This is a genomic window from Mesorhizobium sp. M1B.F.Ca.ET.045.04.1.1 (assembly GCF_003952465.1).
GTDB lineage: Bacteria > Pseudomonadota > Alphaproteobacteria > Rhizobiales > Rhizobiaceae > Mesorhizobium > Mesorhizobium shonense.
Map to the genome: position 1 here is coordinate 1,758,336 of NZ_CP034448.1, position 15,503 is coordinate 1,773,838.

General features: G+C 64.9%; 14 protein-coding genes and 2 pseudogenes. 6 read left to right on the top strand and 10 right to left on the bottom strand.

Annotated elements, in window-relative coordinates:
* Positions 1 to 62 precede the first annotated feature (62 nt).
* Positions 63 to 3,233 (top strand): efflux RND transporter permease subunit, encoded by a 3,171-nt coding sequence (locus EJ071_RS08560; protein ID WP_126097487.1) that lies wholly within the window; start codon positions 63 to 65, stop codon positions 3,231 to 3,233.
* 98 nt (positions 3,234 to 3,331) lie between these two features.
* Positions 3,332 to 3,490 (top strand): DUF3309 family protein, encoded by a 159-nt coding sequence (locus EJ071_RS08565; RefSeq protein ID WP_126097488.1) that lies wholly within the window; start codon positions 3,332 to 3,334, stop codon positions 3,488 to 3,490.
* 64 nt (positions 3,491 to 3,554) lie between these two features.
* Here EJ071_RS08565 and EJ071_RS08570 read toward each other — a convergent pair.
* Positions 3,555 to 4,512: pseudogene (locus EJ071_RS08570) on the bottom strand (SDR family oxidoreductase).
* Positions 4,513 to 4,609: 97 nt separating this feature from the next.
* Here EJ071_RS08570 and EJ071_RS08575 point away from each other — a divergent pair.
* On the top strand, positions 4,610 to 5,503 hold the full coding sequence (locus tag EJ071_RS08575; protein WP_126097489.1) for a LysR family transcriptional regulator: 894 nt from the start codon (positions 4,610 to 4,612) through the stop codon (positions 5,501 to 5,503).
* 78 nt (positions 5,504 to 5,581) lie between these two features.
* On the opposite strand, the gene EJ071_RS08580 is transcribed toward EJ071_RS08575, so the two are convergent.
* The 4 genes and pseudogenes from EJ071_RS08580 to EJ071_RS08595 all read right to left on the bottom strand — a co-directional run bounded on the left by EJ071_RS08580 (position 5,582) and on the right by EJ071_RS08595 (position 8,782).
* Positions 5,582 to 6,775, bottom strand: a complete 1,194-nt coding sequence (locus EJ071_RS08580; protein WP_126097490.1) for an MFS transporter — start codon at positions 6,773 to 6,775, stop codon at positions 5,582 to 5,584.
* A 401-nt stretch (positions 6,776 to 7,176) separates the two neighbouring features.
* Positions 7,177 to 7,263 (bottom strand): annotated as a pseudogene (locus EJ071_RS40230) (DUF1244 domain-containing protein); the annotation flags it as partial.
* A 279-nt stretch (positions 7,264 to 7,542) separates the two neighbouring features.
* Positions 7,543 to 7,851 carry a DUF1244 domain-containing protein gene (locus EJ071_RS08590; protein WP_126097491.1) on the bottom strand — a complete coding sequence of 103 codons (309 nt, stop codon included), beginning with the start codon at positions 7,849 to 7,851 and terminating at the stop codon, positions 7,543 to 7,545.
* Positions 7,852 to 7,984: 133 nt separating this feature from the next.
* The gene (locus EJ071_RS08595; RefSeq protein WP_126097492.1) at positions 7,985 to 8,782 is read right to left on the bottom strand and encodes an N-formylglutamate amidohydrolase; all 798 of its coding nucleotides are present in this window, start codon (positions 8,780 to 8,782) and stop codon (positions 7,985 to 7,987) included.
* Positions 8,783 to 9,026: 244 nt separating this feature from the next.
* Between EJ071_RS08595 and EJ071_RS08600 the strand changes: the two genes are divergently transcribed.
* Positions 9,027 to 9,515 (top strand): DUF1036 domain-containing protein, encoded by a 489-nt coding sequence (locus EJ071_RS08600; protein ID WP_126097493.1) that lies wholly within the window; start codon positions 9,027 to 9,029, stop codon positions 9,513 to 9,515.
* Entirely contained in the window at positions 9,512 to 10,939 is a 1,428-nt protein-coding gene (gene pyk / locus EJ071_RS08605; RefSeq protein ID WP_126097494.1) for a pyruvate kinase, read from the top strand. Before EJ071_RS08600 ends, pyk begins: the two co-directional genes overlap by 4 nt.
* Positions 10,940 to 11,158: 219 nt before the next feature.
* Here the strand turns inward: pyk and EJ071_RS08610 are convergent, their stop codons facing one another.
* The 3 genes from EJ071_RS08610 to ykgO form a co-directional block, all read right to left on the bottom strand.
* Complete coding sequence (locus EJ071_RS08610; RefSeq protein WP_126097495.1) at positions 11,159 to 12,226, bottom strand: alpha/beta hydrolase; 1,068 nt, start codon at positions 12,224 to 12,226, stop codon at positions 11,159 to 11,161.
* A 108-nt stretch (positions 12,227 to 12,334) separates the two neighbouring features.
* On the bottom strand, positions 12,335 to 12,949 hold the full coding sequence (locus tag EJ071_RS08615; RefSeq protein WP_126097496.1) for a hypothetical protein: 615 nt from the start codon (positions 12,947 to 12,949) through the stop codon (positions 12,335 to 12,337).
* A 167-nt stretch (positions 12,950 to 13,116) separates the two neighbouring features.
* Complete coding sequence (gene ykgO, locus EJ071_RS08620; RefSeq protein ID WP_040974291.1) at positions 13,117 to 13,242, bottom strand: type B 50S ribosomal protein L36; 126 nt, start codon at positions 13,240 to 13,242, stop codon at positions 13,117 to 13,119.
* A gap of 243 nt (positions 13,243 to 13,485) precedes the next feature.
* Here ykgO and EJ071_RS08625 point away from each other — a divergent pair, with 243 nt between their 5' ends.
* Positions 13,486 to 13,908: a lysozyme inhibitor LprI family protein gene (locus EJ071_RS08625; RefSeq protein ID WP_126097497.1), complete on the top strand. Its 423-nt coding sequence runs from the start codon at positions 13,486 to 13,488 to the stop codon at positions 13,906 to 13,908.
* A gap of 11 nt (positions 13,909 to 13,919) precedes the next feature.
* Here EJ071_RS08625 and EJ071_RS08630 read toward each other — a convergent pair whose 3' ends face one another.
* Both EJ071_RS08630 and purE read right to left on the bottom strand, forming a co-directional pair.
* Entirely contained in the window at positions 13,920 to 14,996 is a 1,077-nt protein-coding gene (locus EJ071_RS08630) for a 5-(carboxyamino)imidazole ribonucleotide synthase (RefSeq protein ID WP_126097498.1), read from the bottom strand.
* Complete coding sequence (gene purE, locus EJ071_RS08635; protein ID WP_126097499.1) at positions 14,993 to 15,490, bottom strand: 5-(carboxyamino)imidazole ribonucleotide mutase; 498 nt, start codon at positions 15,488 to 15,490, stop codon at positions 14,993 to 14,995. Before purE ends, EJ071_RS08630 begins: the two co-directional genes overlap by 4 nt.
* Positions 15,491 to 15,503: the final 13 nt, after the last annotated feature.

Genomic DNA, 15,503 nt, shown 5'->3' on the forward strand with positions numbered 1-15,503 from the left:
GCCGGCCCGACCGGCGCCGCCGGCCAGTGTCGCCGCTTCCAACGAAACAGCAGGCATAAGTCATGGACATCGTCAGACTCGCCATTCACAACGCCCGCCTCACGATATCGGCGCTGATGTTCCTTCTGGCTGCGGGCTGGGTAGCCTATCAGTCGACGCCGAAGGAAGCGGAGCCCGACGTTCCGATTCCGATGATGTATGTCAGCCTGGTCTACCAGGGCATCTCGCCGGAGGACTCCGAGCGCCTGCTGCTCAGGCCGATGGAGAGCAAGCTCAAGAGCCTCAAGGGGCTCAAGGAGATGCGCTCTGCGGCCTTCCAGGGCGGCGGCTACGTGCTGGTCGAGTTCCAGCCGCAGACCAATCTGGCCACCGCGCTGCAGGATACGCGCAGCAAGGTGCAGGACGCCAAGGCCGACCTGCCGCAGGCGGCCGAGGAGCCGACCGTCACCGAAGTCAACGTCTCGGAATTCCCGGTCCTGGTCGTGACGCTGTCTGGCGACGTGCCGGAGCGCGTGCTGACGGCGGCGGCGCGCGAACTGCGCGACCGCATCGAGGAAGTGCCGGGCGTGCTGGAAGGCTCGCTGCAGGGCGCGCGCGACGACCTGGTCGAAGTCGTCATCGACCCGGTGAAGCTCTCTTCGTACGGGCTGCAGCTCGACCAGGTGATCCAGGGCGTAGGTGCTTCCAACAGCCTTGTCGCGGCCGGCAATCTCGAAGGCTCGGAAGGCAAATACGCGGTCAAGGTGCCGTCGCTGATCGAAACGCCCGAGGACGTCGCCAACCTGCCGGTCGTCGCCACGCCGAATGCCGTGGTGCAGGCGAAGGACGTCGCCACCGTACGCTCGACCTTCAAGGACGCCGAGACGGTGACCCGGCTCGACGGCAAGCCGGCGATCGCCATCGAGGTGAAGAAGCGCATCGGCGCCAATCTGATCGATACGCTGACCCATGTCAGGGAAGTGTCGGACAACTTCATCAAGTCGATGCCGGAAGGCATGCATGTCACCTACACGCAGGACAAGTCGGTCTTCGTCAACCAGCTGCTCGGCGACCTGCAGAACCATGTGATGATCGCCGTCATCCTGGTGTTCATCGTTATCCTTTACGCGCTGTCCGGCCGCGCCTCGCTGCTCATCGGCCTCGCCATCCCGTCGTCGTTCCTGATCGGCATCCTTCTGCTCGCCATGATGGGCTACACGATCAACATGATCGTGCTGTTCAGCCTCATCCTGGCGGTCGGCATGCTGGTCGACGATGCCATCATCGTCACCGAATTCGCGGAACGGCGCATGAGCGAAGGCATGCCGAAGGCGGATGCCTTCGCTTTGGCCGCCAAGCGCATGGCCGGCCCAGTGATCGCGGCGACGATGACGCGCATCGCCGCGTTCTCGCCGCTCTTGTTCTGGCCCGGCATCATCGGCGACTTCATGAAATACATGCCGATCACGCTGATCGTGACGCTGTCGGCCTCGATGCTCTATGCGCTGGTCTTTGCGCCGACGCTCGGCGCCATCTTCGCCAAGGCGCCGGCGCATCACGAGGAGAGCAACCGCGACGGCTGGTACATGGCCCTGGTCAAGCAGGCGGTGCGCTTCCCGATCACCGTCATCCTGCTCACCGTCGGCCTGCTGGTCGGCGTCGGCTTCGCCTACTCCAAGTACGGCGCCGGCGTCGAGTTCTTCCCCAATGTCGAGCCGGATTACGGCCTGCTCTACGTGCATGCCCGCGGCAACCTTTCGCTGGCCGAAATGGACGCTGCCACCAAGACGGCCGAAAGCCGCCTGCTCGGCTGGCCAGGGGTGAAGTCGGTCTATACCCGCGTCGGCAAGACGCAAGGCGGCGGCCAGGACATCCCGGAAGACGTCGTCGGCGTGATCCAGTACGAATTTGTCGACTGGCGCGAACGCAAGTCCGCCAACCAGATCCTCGACGACCTGCGCGCGGTGACGGCCGGCATTCCCGGCGTCGACGTCGAGGTGCGCGTGCCAGAAGCCGGCCCGCCGACCGGCAAGCCGATCCAGATCAGGCTGTCGGCCGCCGATCCTGCCGGCCTCGACGACAAGGCGCGCGCGGTGGCGGCGCGGATCGCCAAGATACCCAACGTCATCGACGTTTCGGACGGCCTGCCGCCGCCCGGCGTCGACTGGGCGCTCGAGGTCGACCGCGCCAAGGCTGCGCAATACGGCATCAGCCCGACCTCCGTGGGCACGGTGGTGCAACTGGTAACCAACGGCCTCAAGCTGTCGGAGTACCGGCCGGCCGGCGCCGACGACGCGGTCGACATCCGGCTGCGTCTGCCGGAGGACCGGCGCACGCTGTCGACGCTTGACGAGCTTAGGGTGCAGACCTCGCAAGGGTCGGTGCCGATCTCGAACTTCGTGGTGCGCAAACCCGAGCCGACGGTCGGCATCCTCAACCGCATCGACGGCGCGCGCACCGTGGTCGTGCAAGCCAATGTCAGCGCCGGCGCGCAGGTGGCGGCCGTGCAGCAGGAGGTCACTCAGGCCGTCGCCGACATGGGCCTCGGCAGCGGCATCCGCTGGAAGCTCGCTGGCTCCAACGAGGACAGCGCGGAAGCCAGCGCTTTCTTGAGCAAGGCCTTCGGCGCCGCGATCTTCCTGATCTTCCTGGTGCTCTTGGCGCAGTTCAACAAGTTCACCAGCGTTTGGCTTGTCTTGTCCTGCGTGGTCATGGCGACGATCGGCGTGTTCCTCGGGCTGCTTCTGACTGGCGAGGCCTTCGGCATCGTCATGTCGGGTATCGGCGTCATCGCGCTCGCCGGCGTGGTGGTGAACAACAACATCGTGCTCATCGACACCTATGACCGGCTGCGCGAGGAGGGCTGGGACAAGATGGACGCGGTGCTGCAGACCTGTCGCGAACGCGCGCGACCGGTGGTGCTGACGGCGGTGTCGGCGATCCTCGGCGTGCTGCCGATCGCCTTTGGCCTCGGCCTCGAAATCTTCCATCACGAGACGACGATCAACGCGCCGTCGACGCAGTGGTGGATTTCGCTGTCCTCGGCGATCGTCTTCGGCCTGTCCTTCGCCACCTTGCTGACGCTGGTGGTGACGCCTTCAATGCTGATGGTGTTCACCCGCGCCAAGGTGAAGCCCGGCGCGCGGCGCAGCTTGTTCAGCCGCCTGTTCCGCCGCGGCAAGGTGTCGACCGATCAACCGACTTTGGAAACCGACCTCGAACCGGGGGCAGCCTTCCCGAAAGCCGCGGAATAGGCCGGTTTCGAACCCAATGGCAAAAGAGCCGCCCGGGGAACAACCGGGCGGCTTTTTGCATTGTTCCCTCGTATTCAACCATACGGCGAGGGCTTTTCATGACGATCAGCACACTTCTCATCATCATCCTGATCTTGATCCTGATCGGTGCGGTGCCGGCATGGCCGCACTCGCGCTCCTGGGGCTATGGCCCGTCGGGGATCGTCGGCGTCATTCTGATAGTGCTGCTGATCCTTTTGTTGATGGGCAGGATTTGACCTCAACATTGCGGCCGGACTTTCGGGACCGGCCGCTTCATTTCTGGATGCTCTCTTGTCGCGATCAGGCGGCCTGACGCGAGGGCGCAACGGCGATGCCGATATCCTGCATGGCTTCCGCAACCGCCCGATCGAGCGGGGTGTGCGGGATTTCGCCAATGACCTCTTCCAGCCGCGCCGAGACCAGGCGGTGCGCTTCGAAGCGCAGATAGGACATCGAGACGATCTCGCGCCACATGGCCACGAACGGGCTGCCGGCGCGCAGAACCCACCAAGGCATGAAGGAGAGCTTCAGCTTGCGGCCGAGCGCCTTCTCCGCCGCGGCCTTGATGTCGAGATCGGTGATGGCGTGGCCGGGGAAATTGATCGCCTCGTAGAAGCCGAGCTTGTCGAGGTTGCGCGCCACTCCGACGAAGGCCACTGCGAAGTCCGGCAGATAAGCCCATTCATGCACGAGGTCGGCCGGACCGGGGGCGGTGTAGGTTCCCTTTGCTCATCTTGGCGGCGACGACGAGGTCGAACCAGGAACCGCTGCCGGTGCCGCCGAAGAAGTCGCCGGCCCTGAGCAGAATGGTGCGCACGCGGCCGGCATCGGCCTCGCGGCGGAACAGCTCTTCCATGGCGCAGCGGATGCGGCCCTTTTCGGTGGTCGGATGGAAAGGCGTCTCCTCGGTGATCACCCGCGGCATCGGCGAGCCGTAATTGTAGACGGTGCCGGGGAAAAGATGCGGCGCGTTATTCGCGCGACAGGCGGCCATGACGTTCTCGGCCATCGGCAGGCACTTGCCCCAGTCGGTATAGATCGGGTTCAGGCCGTTGAAGACGATGTCGACGCCTTGCGTCGCGCGGATCAGCGACTGGCGGTCCAGCGCGTCGCCGGCAACCGCAGTGGCGCCCTTGAGCTCGGCGGGCACCTTGCCGGTGCGGGTGACGGCGCGGACGTCGAAACCGGCGTCGATGAAGGCCTTGGCGACCACGCGGCCGAGCCGGCCATTGGCGCCCAGAATTGCGATCTTGGTCATTTTGTCTTCTCCGGTGCTTGGGTTTGCCCAATCAATCTGTCCTCTTCGCAAGCGAATGAAAATTGACAGATATCGGCGGTCTGATATTCAAAAATGAATGAAGGAATTCGACTGGAACCTGATCAAGAGCTTCGTCGCGGTGGCCGAGACCGGCAGTCTTTCGGCCGCCGCCCGCAGGCTGGAGGCGAGCCAGCCGACGCTCGGCCGCCACATCGCCGAGCTGGAACAGGCGTTGGGCGTCACGCTGTTCCGGCGCGGGCGGCGCGGCTATGAGCTCACCGAGGCCGGCAGCACGCTCTATGAGCGCGGTCAGGCGGTCAGCGAGCAGGCCAATGCCTTCTCGCTTTTGGCGCTGGGCTCGGTCGAGGCGATCGAGGGCACGGTGCGCATCGCCGCAAGCGAAGTGGTTGCGGCCTGCGTATTGCCGCAGATGACGGCGCGTCTTGGCGAGGAGGAACCGGGCATCGAGGTCGAGATCGTCGCCTCGAACCAGGTCGAGAACCTGCTGCGCCGCGATGCCGACATCGCCATCCGCATGGTCAGGCCGGCGCAGAACGAGCTGGTGGCGCGCAAGGTCACTGACATTGCGCTCTGCCTGTGCGCGGCGAAATCCTATCTCGACCGGCGCGGCCGCCCGGAGAAGCCCGCCGACCTCGCCGACCACGCCCTGGTCGGGTTCGACCGCAGCGACGAGATCATTCGCGGCTTCACCGCCTTCGGCATTCCCATCGGCCGCAGCCATTTCCGTTTCCGGACCGACAACCAGATCGTGCTTTGGGAAGCGGTGCGGGCAGGAAACGGCATCGGCATCGGCCAGGAGCCGCTGGCGAACAGCGATCCGGAGCTGGAGAAGCTTTTGCCGGAGGTTCCCTTGCCCGTGCTACCGGTGTGGCTTGCGATGCATCGCGACGTGCGCACGAGCATGCGCATCCGTCGCGTCGCCGATTTCCTGCATGAAGAGCTGAAGCGCTACTCCGCCGGCGCCGGCTAGAGCATGATGCCGAAAAGTGTGAAGCGGTTTTTCGGACGACATCATGCTCTATTTCTCTGATCCTAGAGCCGGATGATTTCAGGTCGATCCGACCTGAAATCCATCCGGCTCGGCGGCGAATTCGGCGCGGTGAGCAAGGCTGGCCATCAACAGCACGATGACCAGCAGGCCGGAGAGCGCGATGAAGATCGGGCCGAAGCTCGAGTGTTCCGCGACGAAGCCGATCGCCGACGGCGCTACCAGGATGCCTGAATAGCCCATGGTGGTGACCACGCTCATGCCGGTGCCGGAAGACATGCCTTCCTGGTTGCCGCCGGCTGAAAACAAGATCGGCACCATATTGGCGATGCCGAAGCCGCAGAAGGCGAAAGCGGCAATGGCAAGCCAGGGGGAGGGCGAGAGGCCGGCCACGAACATGCCGGCCGCGGCGACGAGCGCCGATCCGCGCAGCGTCGCCACGGCGCCGAAGCGGTTGCGCACGCCGTCACCCAGGAAGCGCATGAGCGCCATGACGCCGGAGAAGGCTGCATAGGCGAGGCCGGCAATGGCAAGGTCGGCGCCGAGCTCCTGATGCAGGTAGAGCGCCGCCCAGTCGAGCACCGCCCCCTCGGAGACCATGGTGAGCAGCGCCATCAGTCCGACGAGATAGACGATTGGGTGGCGCGGCAGCGCGAATTTTTGGTGCTCGGCGACCTGCGGCCTGTCCTCGGCGATGAGGTAACGAACAGCAAAGGCGATCACTGCGAAAGCGATCGCCGTCACGACGGTCGCATGCACGAGGGAGCCGTAATTCTGGATGGCGTAGCCGCCAAGCGCGCCGCCGGCGAAGCCGCCGAGGCTCCAGAAGCCATGCGAGGACGACATGATAGCGCGGGACAATCTTCTCTCCACCACGACCGCGTTGGAGTTCATGGCGACGTCCATGCCGCCGATCGAGCCGCCGAAGAGGAGCATGGCGATTGCCGCGAGCGGCACGTTGGGGGCGAGGGCCACTACCAGCAGGCCGAAACTGCCGCAGAGGCCGAACCAGCGCAGCACGGCGCGCGAGCCGTGCCTGGAGATGAGATGGCCGCACCAGGTCATCGCCATCACCGCGCCGACGCCGAACAAGAGGATCAGCAGGCCGAGGGTGAATTTCGAAATGTCCAGCCGGGTGAGGAACACCGGAATCTGCGGCGCCCAGCTGCCGGTGAGAAAGCCGTTGGCAAGGAAAATGCCGGCAACGGCAAAGCGGCCGCGGGTCGCGGCTTGCATTGTGGTCTGCACGTTCATTGTTTGAAGTCCGCGATGCCGGATGGCCCTCGTGCGGCAAATTAGATCGATTCAATTTGCAGTCAAGGACCGTATTCTGGAAGTGCTTGGACCAAGGGAGCGACCAAGGGTCGTCGTTCGTGGCAGGCTGCTGCTTTGGAGGTTGGCAGAAGCGCCTCTCCGCTGGTCATCCACGGGCGGAGCAAGGAGCGAAGCGACGCGCGCAGACCCGAGGATCCATTCCGTGACCTGGGAGCGCCGCTACGATGCAGAACGTCCCCCGGGGTTGCGCCGCTACGATCATAGTCTGGACCGCCGTGCTCTTCGGCAGGCGTCACGGAATGGATTCTAGGGTCTCCGCCGCGTCGCTTCGCTCCTTGCTCCGCCCTAGAATGACGAAGTCGCGAAAGCGTTCGGCATCGCTAATGATCCCTCGGCCGCTTCGCCTCGAACTCGGCCTTCTTGGCCTCGGAGGCGTCGGTCTGGTTCAGCGCCTGCCATTCGGCATAGGCATGCCGTCGTGGCATGCTTCGGAGATTGGCGAGACGCCCCTCCTTTCGTCATCCACGGGCGGAGCAAGGAGCGAAGCGACGCGCGCAGACCCGAGGATCCATGCCGCGACCTGGGAGCGCCGCTACGATGCAGAACGTCACCCCGCCGCTACGATCATAGTCTGGACCGCGGCATTCTTCGGCAGGCGTCACGGAATGGATTCTAGGGTCTGCGCCGCGTCGCTTCGCTCCTTGCTCCGCCCTAGAATGACGAAGTCGCGAAAGCGTTCGGCATCGCTAATGATCCTTCGGCCGCCTGGCCTCGAACGCCGCCTTCTTGGCCTCCGACGCCTCGGTCTGGTTCAGCGCCTGCCATTCGGCATAGGGCATGCCGTAGATGATCTCGCGCGACTCGTCCTTGGACAGCGCGACGCCGTCGGCCTCGGCGGCCTCGCGATACCAGTTGGACAGACAGTTGCGGCAGAAGCCGGCGAGGTTCATCAGGTCGATGTTCTGGACATCGCCGCGCTCGCGCAGGTGATCGACCAGCCGGCGGAAGGCGGCCGCCTCGAAATCGCGTTTCTGTTCGTCGCTGAGTTCGGCCATTGCATGGAACTCCGTGGGCTTAAAGCGCGTCGCGATCTTTCAGGTTCGCTCCATGCGCTTTAGGTTTTTGATTTTACGCATGTCTTTATCCCGAAACCGGTTCCCACTTTCGGGAGACATGCGTTGAGGCCCGTCACACCGGCCCGGTGCGCGAGCCGAACATCTTCACCTCGTGTATATCGGCACGGCGGTCGATGGCGTCAACGATCGGGGCCAGCCGCTCCGCCCACGCAAGAGCGTCGGCGCGGTCGGCGATCAGGTCCTGGCGGATCTCGATCAGCGCATGGGCGTAGCCGTTGACGATGGCGTGGCGGAACATGGTGTCGCCGCGCAAAGCGCCGTCATAGGGTTCGTTGTCGCCGACGACGAGGTTCTTGTCTTCGGCAAGCATGTCGATCAGCGGCCGCGCCACGCGGTCGTCGCGGTCCCACAGGATGCCGACATGCCAGGGGCGGATGAAGCCTTGCATGCGAGGGGTGAAGGAATGCACCGAGAAGATGAACGGCGCCTTGCCGGAGGCGTGCGCCACCGACGAAATCATCGCGCCGACTGCGTCGTGATAGGGCCGGTAAAAGCGGTCGAGCCGTTTCTCCCGTTCCTCTTCAGCCATGGGGTAGTTTCCCGGCACGATGGTGCCGTCATAGAGCTGGCGGATCAGCGTCGGGTCGTCCTCGCCGCGGTTGGGGTCGATCAGAAGCCGCGAGAAGCCGGCAAGCACGGCCGGCGCGTCGAGCGCCGCCGCCAGCTCGCGCGTCACCGTCTCGACGCCGATGTCATAGGCGATGTGGCGCTCGAACTCCGCCGCCGGCAAGCCGAGGCTGCCATATTCGTCCGGCACGTCGCGGCGGGCGTGGTCGGCCAGAAGCACGATGCCTTTCTTGCGGTCGCCCTCGACGATGTCGAAAGGCGCGAAAACTGTGGATCGGGTCATTGGCTGAAAACGGTCTGTTCGCTGGTGTCCAGGCGGGGTGGTATCGTCATTCCATGAAGAGGACGCAGGCGCAATGCCGTTGTTTGGCCACGGTTTCTGCAAAAAATCCCGAGCGGGACGACTTACCGCACGCCGAGCCCTTCTAAATCGATTGGAATTGAACAAAACGGCGCGTTGACATGCGCCCGGAGTTTGCTGAAAAGGGCTTCGAGAGATGCAGATGTGGTTCGCGAAGGGATTTGGAATGGGTTTCGCCGGCAGGCCGCGCAAGCGCCTGACCCTGCCGCTCCTGATCTTTGGCGCGGCCGTGTCCGCGCTTTGCGCGACCTCGCCGGCGCGCGCCGACTTCCGCGTCTGCAACGCGACACAAAACCTGGTCGGGGTCGGCATCGGCTACCGCGCCAAGGCCGGCTGGATCACCGAAGGCTGGTGGCACATCGAGGGGTCGACCTGCAAGACGCTGATCGAGGGTCCGCTGTCATCAAGGTTTTACTATCTTTATGCAGAAGACGCCGAGCGCGGCGGGCGTTGGGACGGCCCGATCAACATGTGCGTCGCCGAAAAAGAGTTCAAGATTGCCGGCGTGAATGATTGCGTCGCCCGGGGCTTCCAGCGCGCCGGATTTCAGGAATATGACACGGGCGAGCAGGCCAGCTGGATGGTCCAGCTGACCGACGAGCCCGCAACGGGAGGCGCGCCAGCGACCCCCGCCCCGGGAACAAACAGTCAATGAGACGTAACCGCAAGGTCAAGATCCTCGCCACCATCGGTCCGGCTTCCTCGTCCGAGGAGATGCTGAAGAAGCTTTTCGAAGCAGGAGCCGATGTCTTCCGCATCAATATGAGCCATACCGACCACGAGCTGATGCGCACGCTCGTCGGCCGCATCCGCGCCGTCGAGGCGGCCGTCGGCCGACCGATCGGCATCCTCGCCGACCTGCAGGGGCCGAAGCTCAGGGTCGGCAAGTTCGCCAACGTCAAGGAAGCGCTGACCGTCGGCCAGACCTTCACGCTCGACGACAATCCGGAGCCCGGCACGTCCAGCCGTGTCTACCTGCCGCATCCGGAAATCCTGAGCTCGGTCGAGGCCGGTCACCGTCTCTTGATCGATGACGGCAAGCTGCAGCTCAAGGCGATCAAGAGCGACGGCAAGTCGATCACCTGTACGGTCGTGGCCGGCACCGGCATTTCCGACAAGAAGGGGGTCAGCCTGCCCGACACGGATCTGCCGGTCGGCGCGCTGACCGAGAAGGATCGCGCCGATCTCGACGCGGTGCTGGCTGCAAGCGTCGACTGGGTGGCGCTGTCCTTCGTGCAGCGGCCGGAGGATCTGGCCGAAGCCCGCAAGATCGCGCGCGGCCGGGCGCTGATCATGGCCAAGATCGAGAAGCCGCAGGCGGTGGCCCGCCTGCCCGAGATCATCGAGCTCTCCGACGCGCTGATGGTCGCCCGCGGCGATCTCGGCGTCGAGATGCCGCTGGAGGCCGTGCCCGGCATCCAGAAGCAGATCACGCGCGCCGCGCGCCGCGCCGGCAAGCCGGTGGTGATCGCCACCCAGATGCTGGAATCGATGATCACCGCGCCTGTGCCGACGCGCGCCGAGGTCTCCGACGTGTCGATCGCCGTGTTCGAAGGCGCGGATGCGATCATGCTTTCGGCCGAGTCCGCGGCCGGCGCCTATCCGGTCGAGGCGGTCGCCATGATGGACCGCATCGCCACCAAGGTCGAAACCGACCCGACCTATGCCGGCATCATCAACGCGCAGCGCTCGGAGCCGGAAGCGACCGGAGCGGACGCGATCTCGCTCGCCGCGCGCGAGATCGCCGAGACGCTGAAACTGTCGGCCATCATCACCTACACCGCCTCCGGCACAACCGGCCTGCGCGCCGCGCGCGAGCGCCCGCAGGTGCCGATCGTGGCGCTGTCGCCGATCGTCAACACGGCACGCCGGCTGTCGCTCCTGTGGGGCACGCATTGCGTCGTCTCGGAGGATGCCATCGACCTCGACGACATGGTGGACCGCGCCTGCCGCATCGCTCTCGACGAAGGCTTCGGCAAGCCCGGCGACCGCGTGATCATCACCGCCGGAGTGCCGCTCAGGACGCCCGGATCGACCAATATGCTGCGGATTGCCTATGTCGGGTCGGAAACTCACTGAGGTGTGCCGATATTCAGGTGAGGCCGGCCTGCGAAGTGCGGCTTCCTGCGCTTCCGGCCTTCGCCGGCCGAAGCACTCATGAGTCGCCGCGCAGTTTGAGGCTACGGCCGGCGTAGGCCGGTGCTCACGTACTTCAAGTACGCTCCGCTCCGGTTCTCGGAAGCCACTCTTCTCGGCTCGGCCTGACCTGAATCTCGACGCACCTCAAGGCGCTTGAGCTCAACCCGGCGCGAGCTCTGCATCCGGCACTTTGAGCTCGGGACATCTGCCGATGCCTTGGGTGTCGCCGGCGATGCGGCCTTCCACTGTCCTGGCCATCGCCTCCAGATCGATATCTTTGCCGGCGGCCTTCTCGATCGCGCCGATGACGAGGTCGGGTGCGATCCAGTCGGGCTTGTGGCCGAGATTACGGACCCAGACCAATTCGGCGCCGGGAATGTCGCGTTCGAGGCCGACGGAATGGATCGTGGCGTAGACAACCTTGTCGCGATCGCCGGAGATGACGACCGTCGGAGCCTTGATCTCGCGGTAGCCGGGCGAGGCCTCGCGCACATAATCATAGAGCTGCGCCACATCGATGGCATTGGCGCGGAAGGCGCGCGGCCTCAGCACCAGCGGGATCGAGGTATTCTCGACATAGCCGTCCGGCACCTTGTTCGGTGAGAAGACGCAGGCCGTGGCGCCGCCAAGCTGCAGCATGCCCGCAGGATGGGCCAGAGTCTCCGAAAACAGCCGACCGACAATCGGAGTCGCCGTCAGCCTGTAATACCAGGCGGTCGCGCCGCCCGGCCAGGGATGGCTGACAGGCGCGAGGAAGACGAGGCCGAGCGTCATTTCGGGATGCGTCCGCGCAAAGGCTGTCGTGATCGCGCCGCCGAAGGAATGGCCGACAATCACCGCCTTTTCGATGCCGAGGCGATCCATCAGCGCGGCGATGGTGTCGGCCTGCGCCGCCAGCGTTTCATTGTTGCCCGGTCCGCGTTCGGACCAGCCGAAGCCCGGCCGGTCGAGGAACAGCATCTCGGCGCGGCCGTCGAGCAGGGGCTTCAGCGGCAGCAACTGATCCTTGAGGTTGGCGCTGGCGCCATGGATGAAGACGATCGGCGGGAGTTCGGCGCCTGGGGCGGCTGGTATGTGGACGTAATGGATACGGGCGCCGTTAATGTCGGCGAATTCGCCGACCGGCGGGTTGCGGCGCTCGATCAGCCAGGCACTGGCACGGGTGATGCCGGCAAGCGCAAAGACGAGCGCAATGAGGAAGAGAAATGCAGCGCAGATGAGGTTCATGCGGAGGAATACGGAAGTGGCGGGAAGTTAGTTTAGGGCAGTAGGCAGTAGGCAGTAGGCAGTAGGTGCTCTCTTCCCCCTAAGCCCTACTGCCCAATTCCTACTGCCTCAAATCCCTTCGCCGGCCAGCTCTTCCGAAAGCGTCGAGACCTGATCCTGGGCGCTGCGCATCATCGGATAGATGGTAAGCACTTTCTGCCAGGCTTCCAGCGCCGACTGCTTATGGCCGGTCTCGGCCATGATCTGCGCCAAGCCGGAAAGGGCGCCGAAATGGCGGGGCTCGAGCTGCAGGGTGTGGTCGATGTCAGCCATCGACTTCCCATAGTTCTTCATCAGGAAATGCACCGTGGCGCGGCGGTTCCAGCCCTCGGCATAATCGGGCTGCAGGGTCACGACCTGGTCGAGGAAATCGAGCGCGACGTCAAATTTCTGGTCTTCCGTCGCCTTTTGCGCCCATTGCATCATCAGGTCGATCGAGGCGCTGCCGGACTGGCTCCACTCATTCCAGATGCGGCCGGCGATGCGTTCGGCGGCCTTTTCGTTGCGCTCGCGTCTGAGATCGCCAAAGAGCTGGTCGAGCCGTCCCTGCCTGGTCGAGGCGACCGGGGGCGGTGTGATGGCGGGCGGCGTCGCGGCGGGCGGCTTGGCCTGATCCTGCGCCGAGGCTGGCAAAGCCGTGCCGGAAAGGACGAAGGCGGTGAAAAATGCAAAAAGAATCCGCATGTCCGGAATCTAGTCCCGGACGGCGGATCGTCAAAATGATTTTAACGTGAGAGGCCGGCGAACCGGCAGTCGACATCAGCGGGCGCGGCGACCTTGTTTTTATGCATGTCGTTGTCCCAAAACCGCTGCGCACTTTTGGGCGGCATGCATTAAGCCGCGCGCAAGCGTCAGCCCTGGCGCGCCTTGTAGCGCGGAGCGGTCTTGTTGATGATGTAGATGCGTCCCTTGCGGCGAACCAGCCGGTTGTCGCGGTGACGCGCCTTGAGCGCCTTGAGCGAATTCTTGATCTTCATGGTCTTGCCTGTTCGGTCGGGGCCCGGTCCCGGGCCGAATTTTAAAGGCGCGCCCGGAAAAGCGCGCCTCTGAACTTGCGTGGCTCATAAACGAGGAGCCTTGCCCCTGTCAACCGCAAGCGCGCAACTCTGATACCGCAACTGGGCGCGCTCATCGAACATTCGCCATCCGGATCGCGCCGCATTGCGCGACTCAAGAGCGGCTGGAATGCTGGGCCGACGCAAAGCGATTGGAGATCCAGCATGCGCCGTCTCTTTCTGTCAGCCAGCCTCGTCCTCCTGGCGACCGCTGCAGCGGCCTGGGCACAAGAATGCGACCGCAGCGACGACAGCCAGTCGATGATGACCATTTGCGCCAACACCGACTATGAGGCGGCCGATGCCAAGCTCAATGCCGCCTACAAGAATCTCGTCGGCGACAATGACGAGAAGGCCAACAAGCTGCTGCAGACGGCGCAGCGCGCCTGGATCGCCTTCCGCGATGCCGAATGCGCCTATTCGGCCGCCGACAGCGCGGGTGGCTCCATCCATCCGATGGAGGTTTCACAGTGCCTGACGGAGCTGACCAACGAGCGCACCAAGCAGCTCACCTCAGGCCCCAATTGCCAGGACGGCGATCCGAGCTGCGCCAGCCCGGACGAGGACGAAGACCAGGACATGCAATAGGCGCGGCGCGATTAGCTCCTGCGGCTGATCCGCGTGAAATGGCCCATCTTGCGGCCGGGCCGCGACTCGGTCTTGCCGTAGAGATGCAGCATCAGGTCTGGCTCGGCGAGCAGCGCCGGCACCTTCAGCATGTCGTCGCCGATCAGGTTTTCCATCTCGCAGTCGGAATGACGTGCGGGCGAGCCCAGCGGCAAGCCGGCGACGGCGCGGACATGCTGCTCGAATTGCGAGACTATGCAGGCGGCTTCCGTCCAGTGGCCGGAATTGTGGACACGCGGCGCCAGCTCGTTGGCGAGCAGCGCGCCGTCGGCAAGCACGAAGAACTCGACGCCGATGACGCCGACATAGTCGAGCGCCGCGAGGATTTTCGCCACCGCCTCCTTCGCTGCCGCGGCGGTTTCCGGCTTGATCGTGGCCGGTACGGTCGAGCTGCGCAGGATGCCTTCCCGATGAACGTTCTCCGCTGGATCGTAGGCGGCGATGCTTCCGTCAAGCCCTCGCGCGGCAATCACCGAAATCTCGCGCTCGAAGGCGACGAGCGATTCGAGGATCAGCGGCACATTGCCCATCGCCTCGCAGGTGCCGGCAAAGCCGCCCGTCTCCATGTTGCGGAAGATGCGCTGCCCCTTGCCGTCATAGCCCAGGCGGCGCGTCTTCAGCACGCCGCTGCCGCTGAACTTTTTCAGCGCCACGGTGAGCTGATCGTCATTGTCGATTGGGCAGAATTCCGCCGTCGGAATGCCGATGCCGTTTAAGAAACTCTTCTCGGTCACGCGATCCTGCGCAACCTCGAGCGCGCGGGCCGGCGGATGGACGGGAACGCGCGCGGCGAGCGTCTCCGCCGCCGCAACCGGGACATTCTCGAACTCGTAGGTGACGACGGCGCTGGCGCTGGCCAGTTCGGCAAGCGCTGCCGGATCGTCAAAGGCGGCGACGATCTGCCGGTTGGCGACGTGCGCCGCCGGGCAATCGGCCTGCGGCTCCAGCACGATCGTGCGATAACCAAGTCGGGCGGCCGCCATCGCCAGCATGCGGCCGAGTTGGCCGCCGCCGATGATGCCGATGGTCGATCCGATGGGCAGGCTCACGGCGTATCCGCCGGCTCGCTGGCGACCTTGGCGGTCTGAGCCGCGCGCCAGGCGTCGAGCCGGGCGGCGAGCCTTTCGTCGTTCAGCGCCAACACGGCGGCGGCGAGAAGCGCCGCATTGGCCGCACCCGCCTTGCCGATGGCCAGCGTACCGACCGGAATGCCGGCCGGCATCTGCACGATGGAAAGCAGCGAATCCTGGCCGGACAGCGCCTTGGATTCGACCGGAACGCCGAAAACCGGCAGCGGCGTCATCGCCGCCGTCATGCCGGGCAGGTGCGCGGCGCCGCCGGCGCCGGCGATGATCACCTTGTAGCCGGCAGCCTTGGCGCCCTTGGCGAATTCATAGAGGCGGTCGGGCGTGCGGTGCGCCGAGACGATCAGCCGCCTGTGCGGAATGCCCAGCGCGTCCAGCGTTTCGGCCGCCTGGCGCATCGTCGCCCAGTCGGACTGGCTGCCCATGATGATGGCGACGTCGGCACGCTGATCGGTCAAGGTTTTCGCTCCC

Bases quoted from the DNA above. Each gene is read 5' to 3' on its own strand.
- EJ071_RS08560 (WP_126097487.1), top strand. From the start codon at position 63: ATGGACATCGTCAGACTCGCCATTCACAACGCCCGCCTCACGATATCG.
- EJ071_RS08565 (WP_126097488.1), top strand. From the start codon at position 3,332: ATGACGATCAGCACACTTCTCATCATCATCCTGATCTTGATCCTGATC.
- EJ071_RS08575 (WP_126097489.1), top strand. From the start codon at position 4,610: ATGAAGGAATTCGACTGGAACCTGATCAAGAGCTTCGTCGCGGTGGCC.
- EJ071_RS08580 (WP_126097490.1), bottom strand. From the start codon at position 6,775: ATGAACGTGCAGACCACAATGCAAGCCGCGACCCGCGGCCGCTTTGCC.
- EJ071_RS08590 (WP_126097491.1), bottom strand. From the start codon at position 7,851: ATGGCCGAACTCAGCGACGAACAGAAACGCGATTTCGAGGCGGCCGCC.
- EJ071_RS08595 (WP_126097492.1), bottom strand. From the start codon at position 8,782: ATGACCCGATCCACAGTTTTCGCGCCTTTCGACATCGTCGAGGGCGAC.
- EJ071_RS08600 (WP_126097493.1), top strand. From the start codon at position 9,027: ATGGGTTTCGCCGGCAGGCCGCGCAAGCGCCTGACCCTGCCGCTCCTG.
- pyk (WP_126097494.1), top strand. From the start codon at position 9,512: ATGAGACGTAACCGCAAGGTCAAGATCCTCGCCACCATCGGTCCGGCT.
- EJ071_RS08610 (WP_126097495.1), bottom strand. From the start codon at position 12,226: ATGAACCTCATCTGCGCTGCATTTCTCTTCCTCATTGCGCTCGTCTTT.
- EJ071_RS08615 (WP_126097496.1), bottom strand. From the start codon at position 12,949: ATGCGGATTCTTTTTGCATTTTTCACCGCCTTCGTCCTTTCCGGCACG.
- ykgO (WP_040974291.1), bottom strand. From the start codon at position 13,242: ATGAAGATCAAGAATTCGCTCAAGGCGCTCAAGGCGCGTCACCGCGAC.
- EJ071_RS08625 (WP_126097497.1), top strand. From the start codon at position 13,486: ATGCGCCGTCTCTTTCTGTCAGCCAGCCTCGTCCTCCTGGCGACCGCT.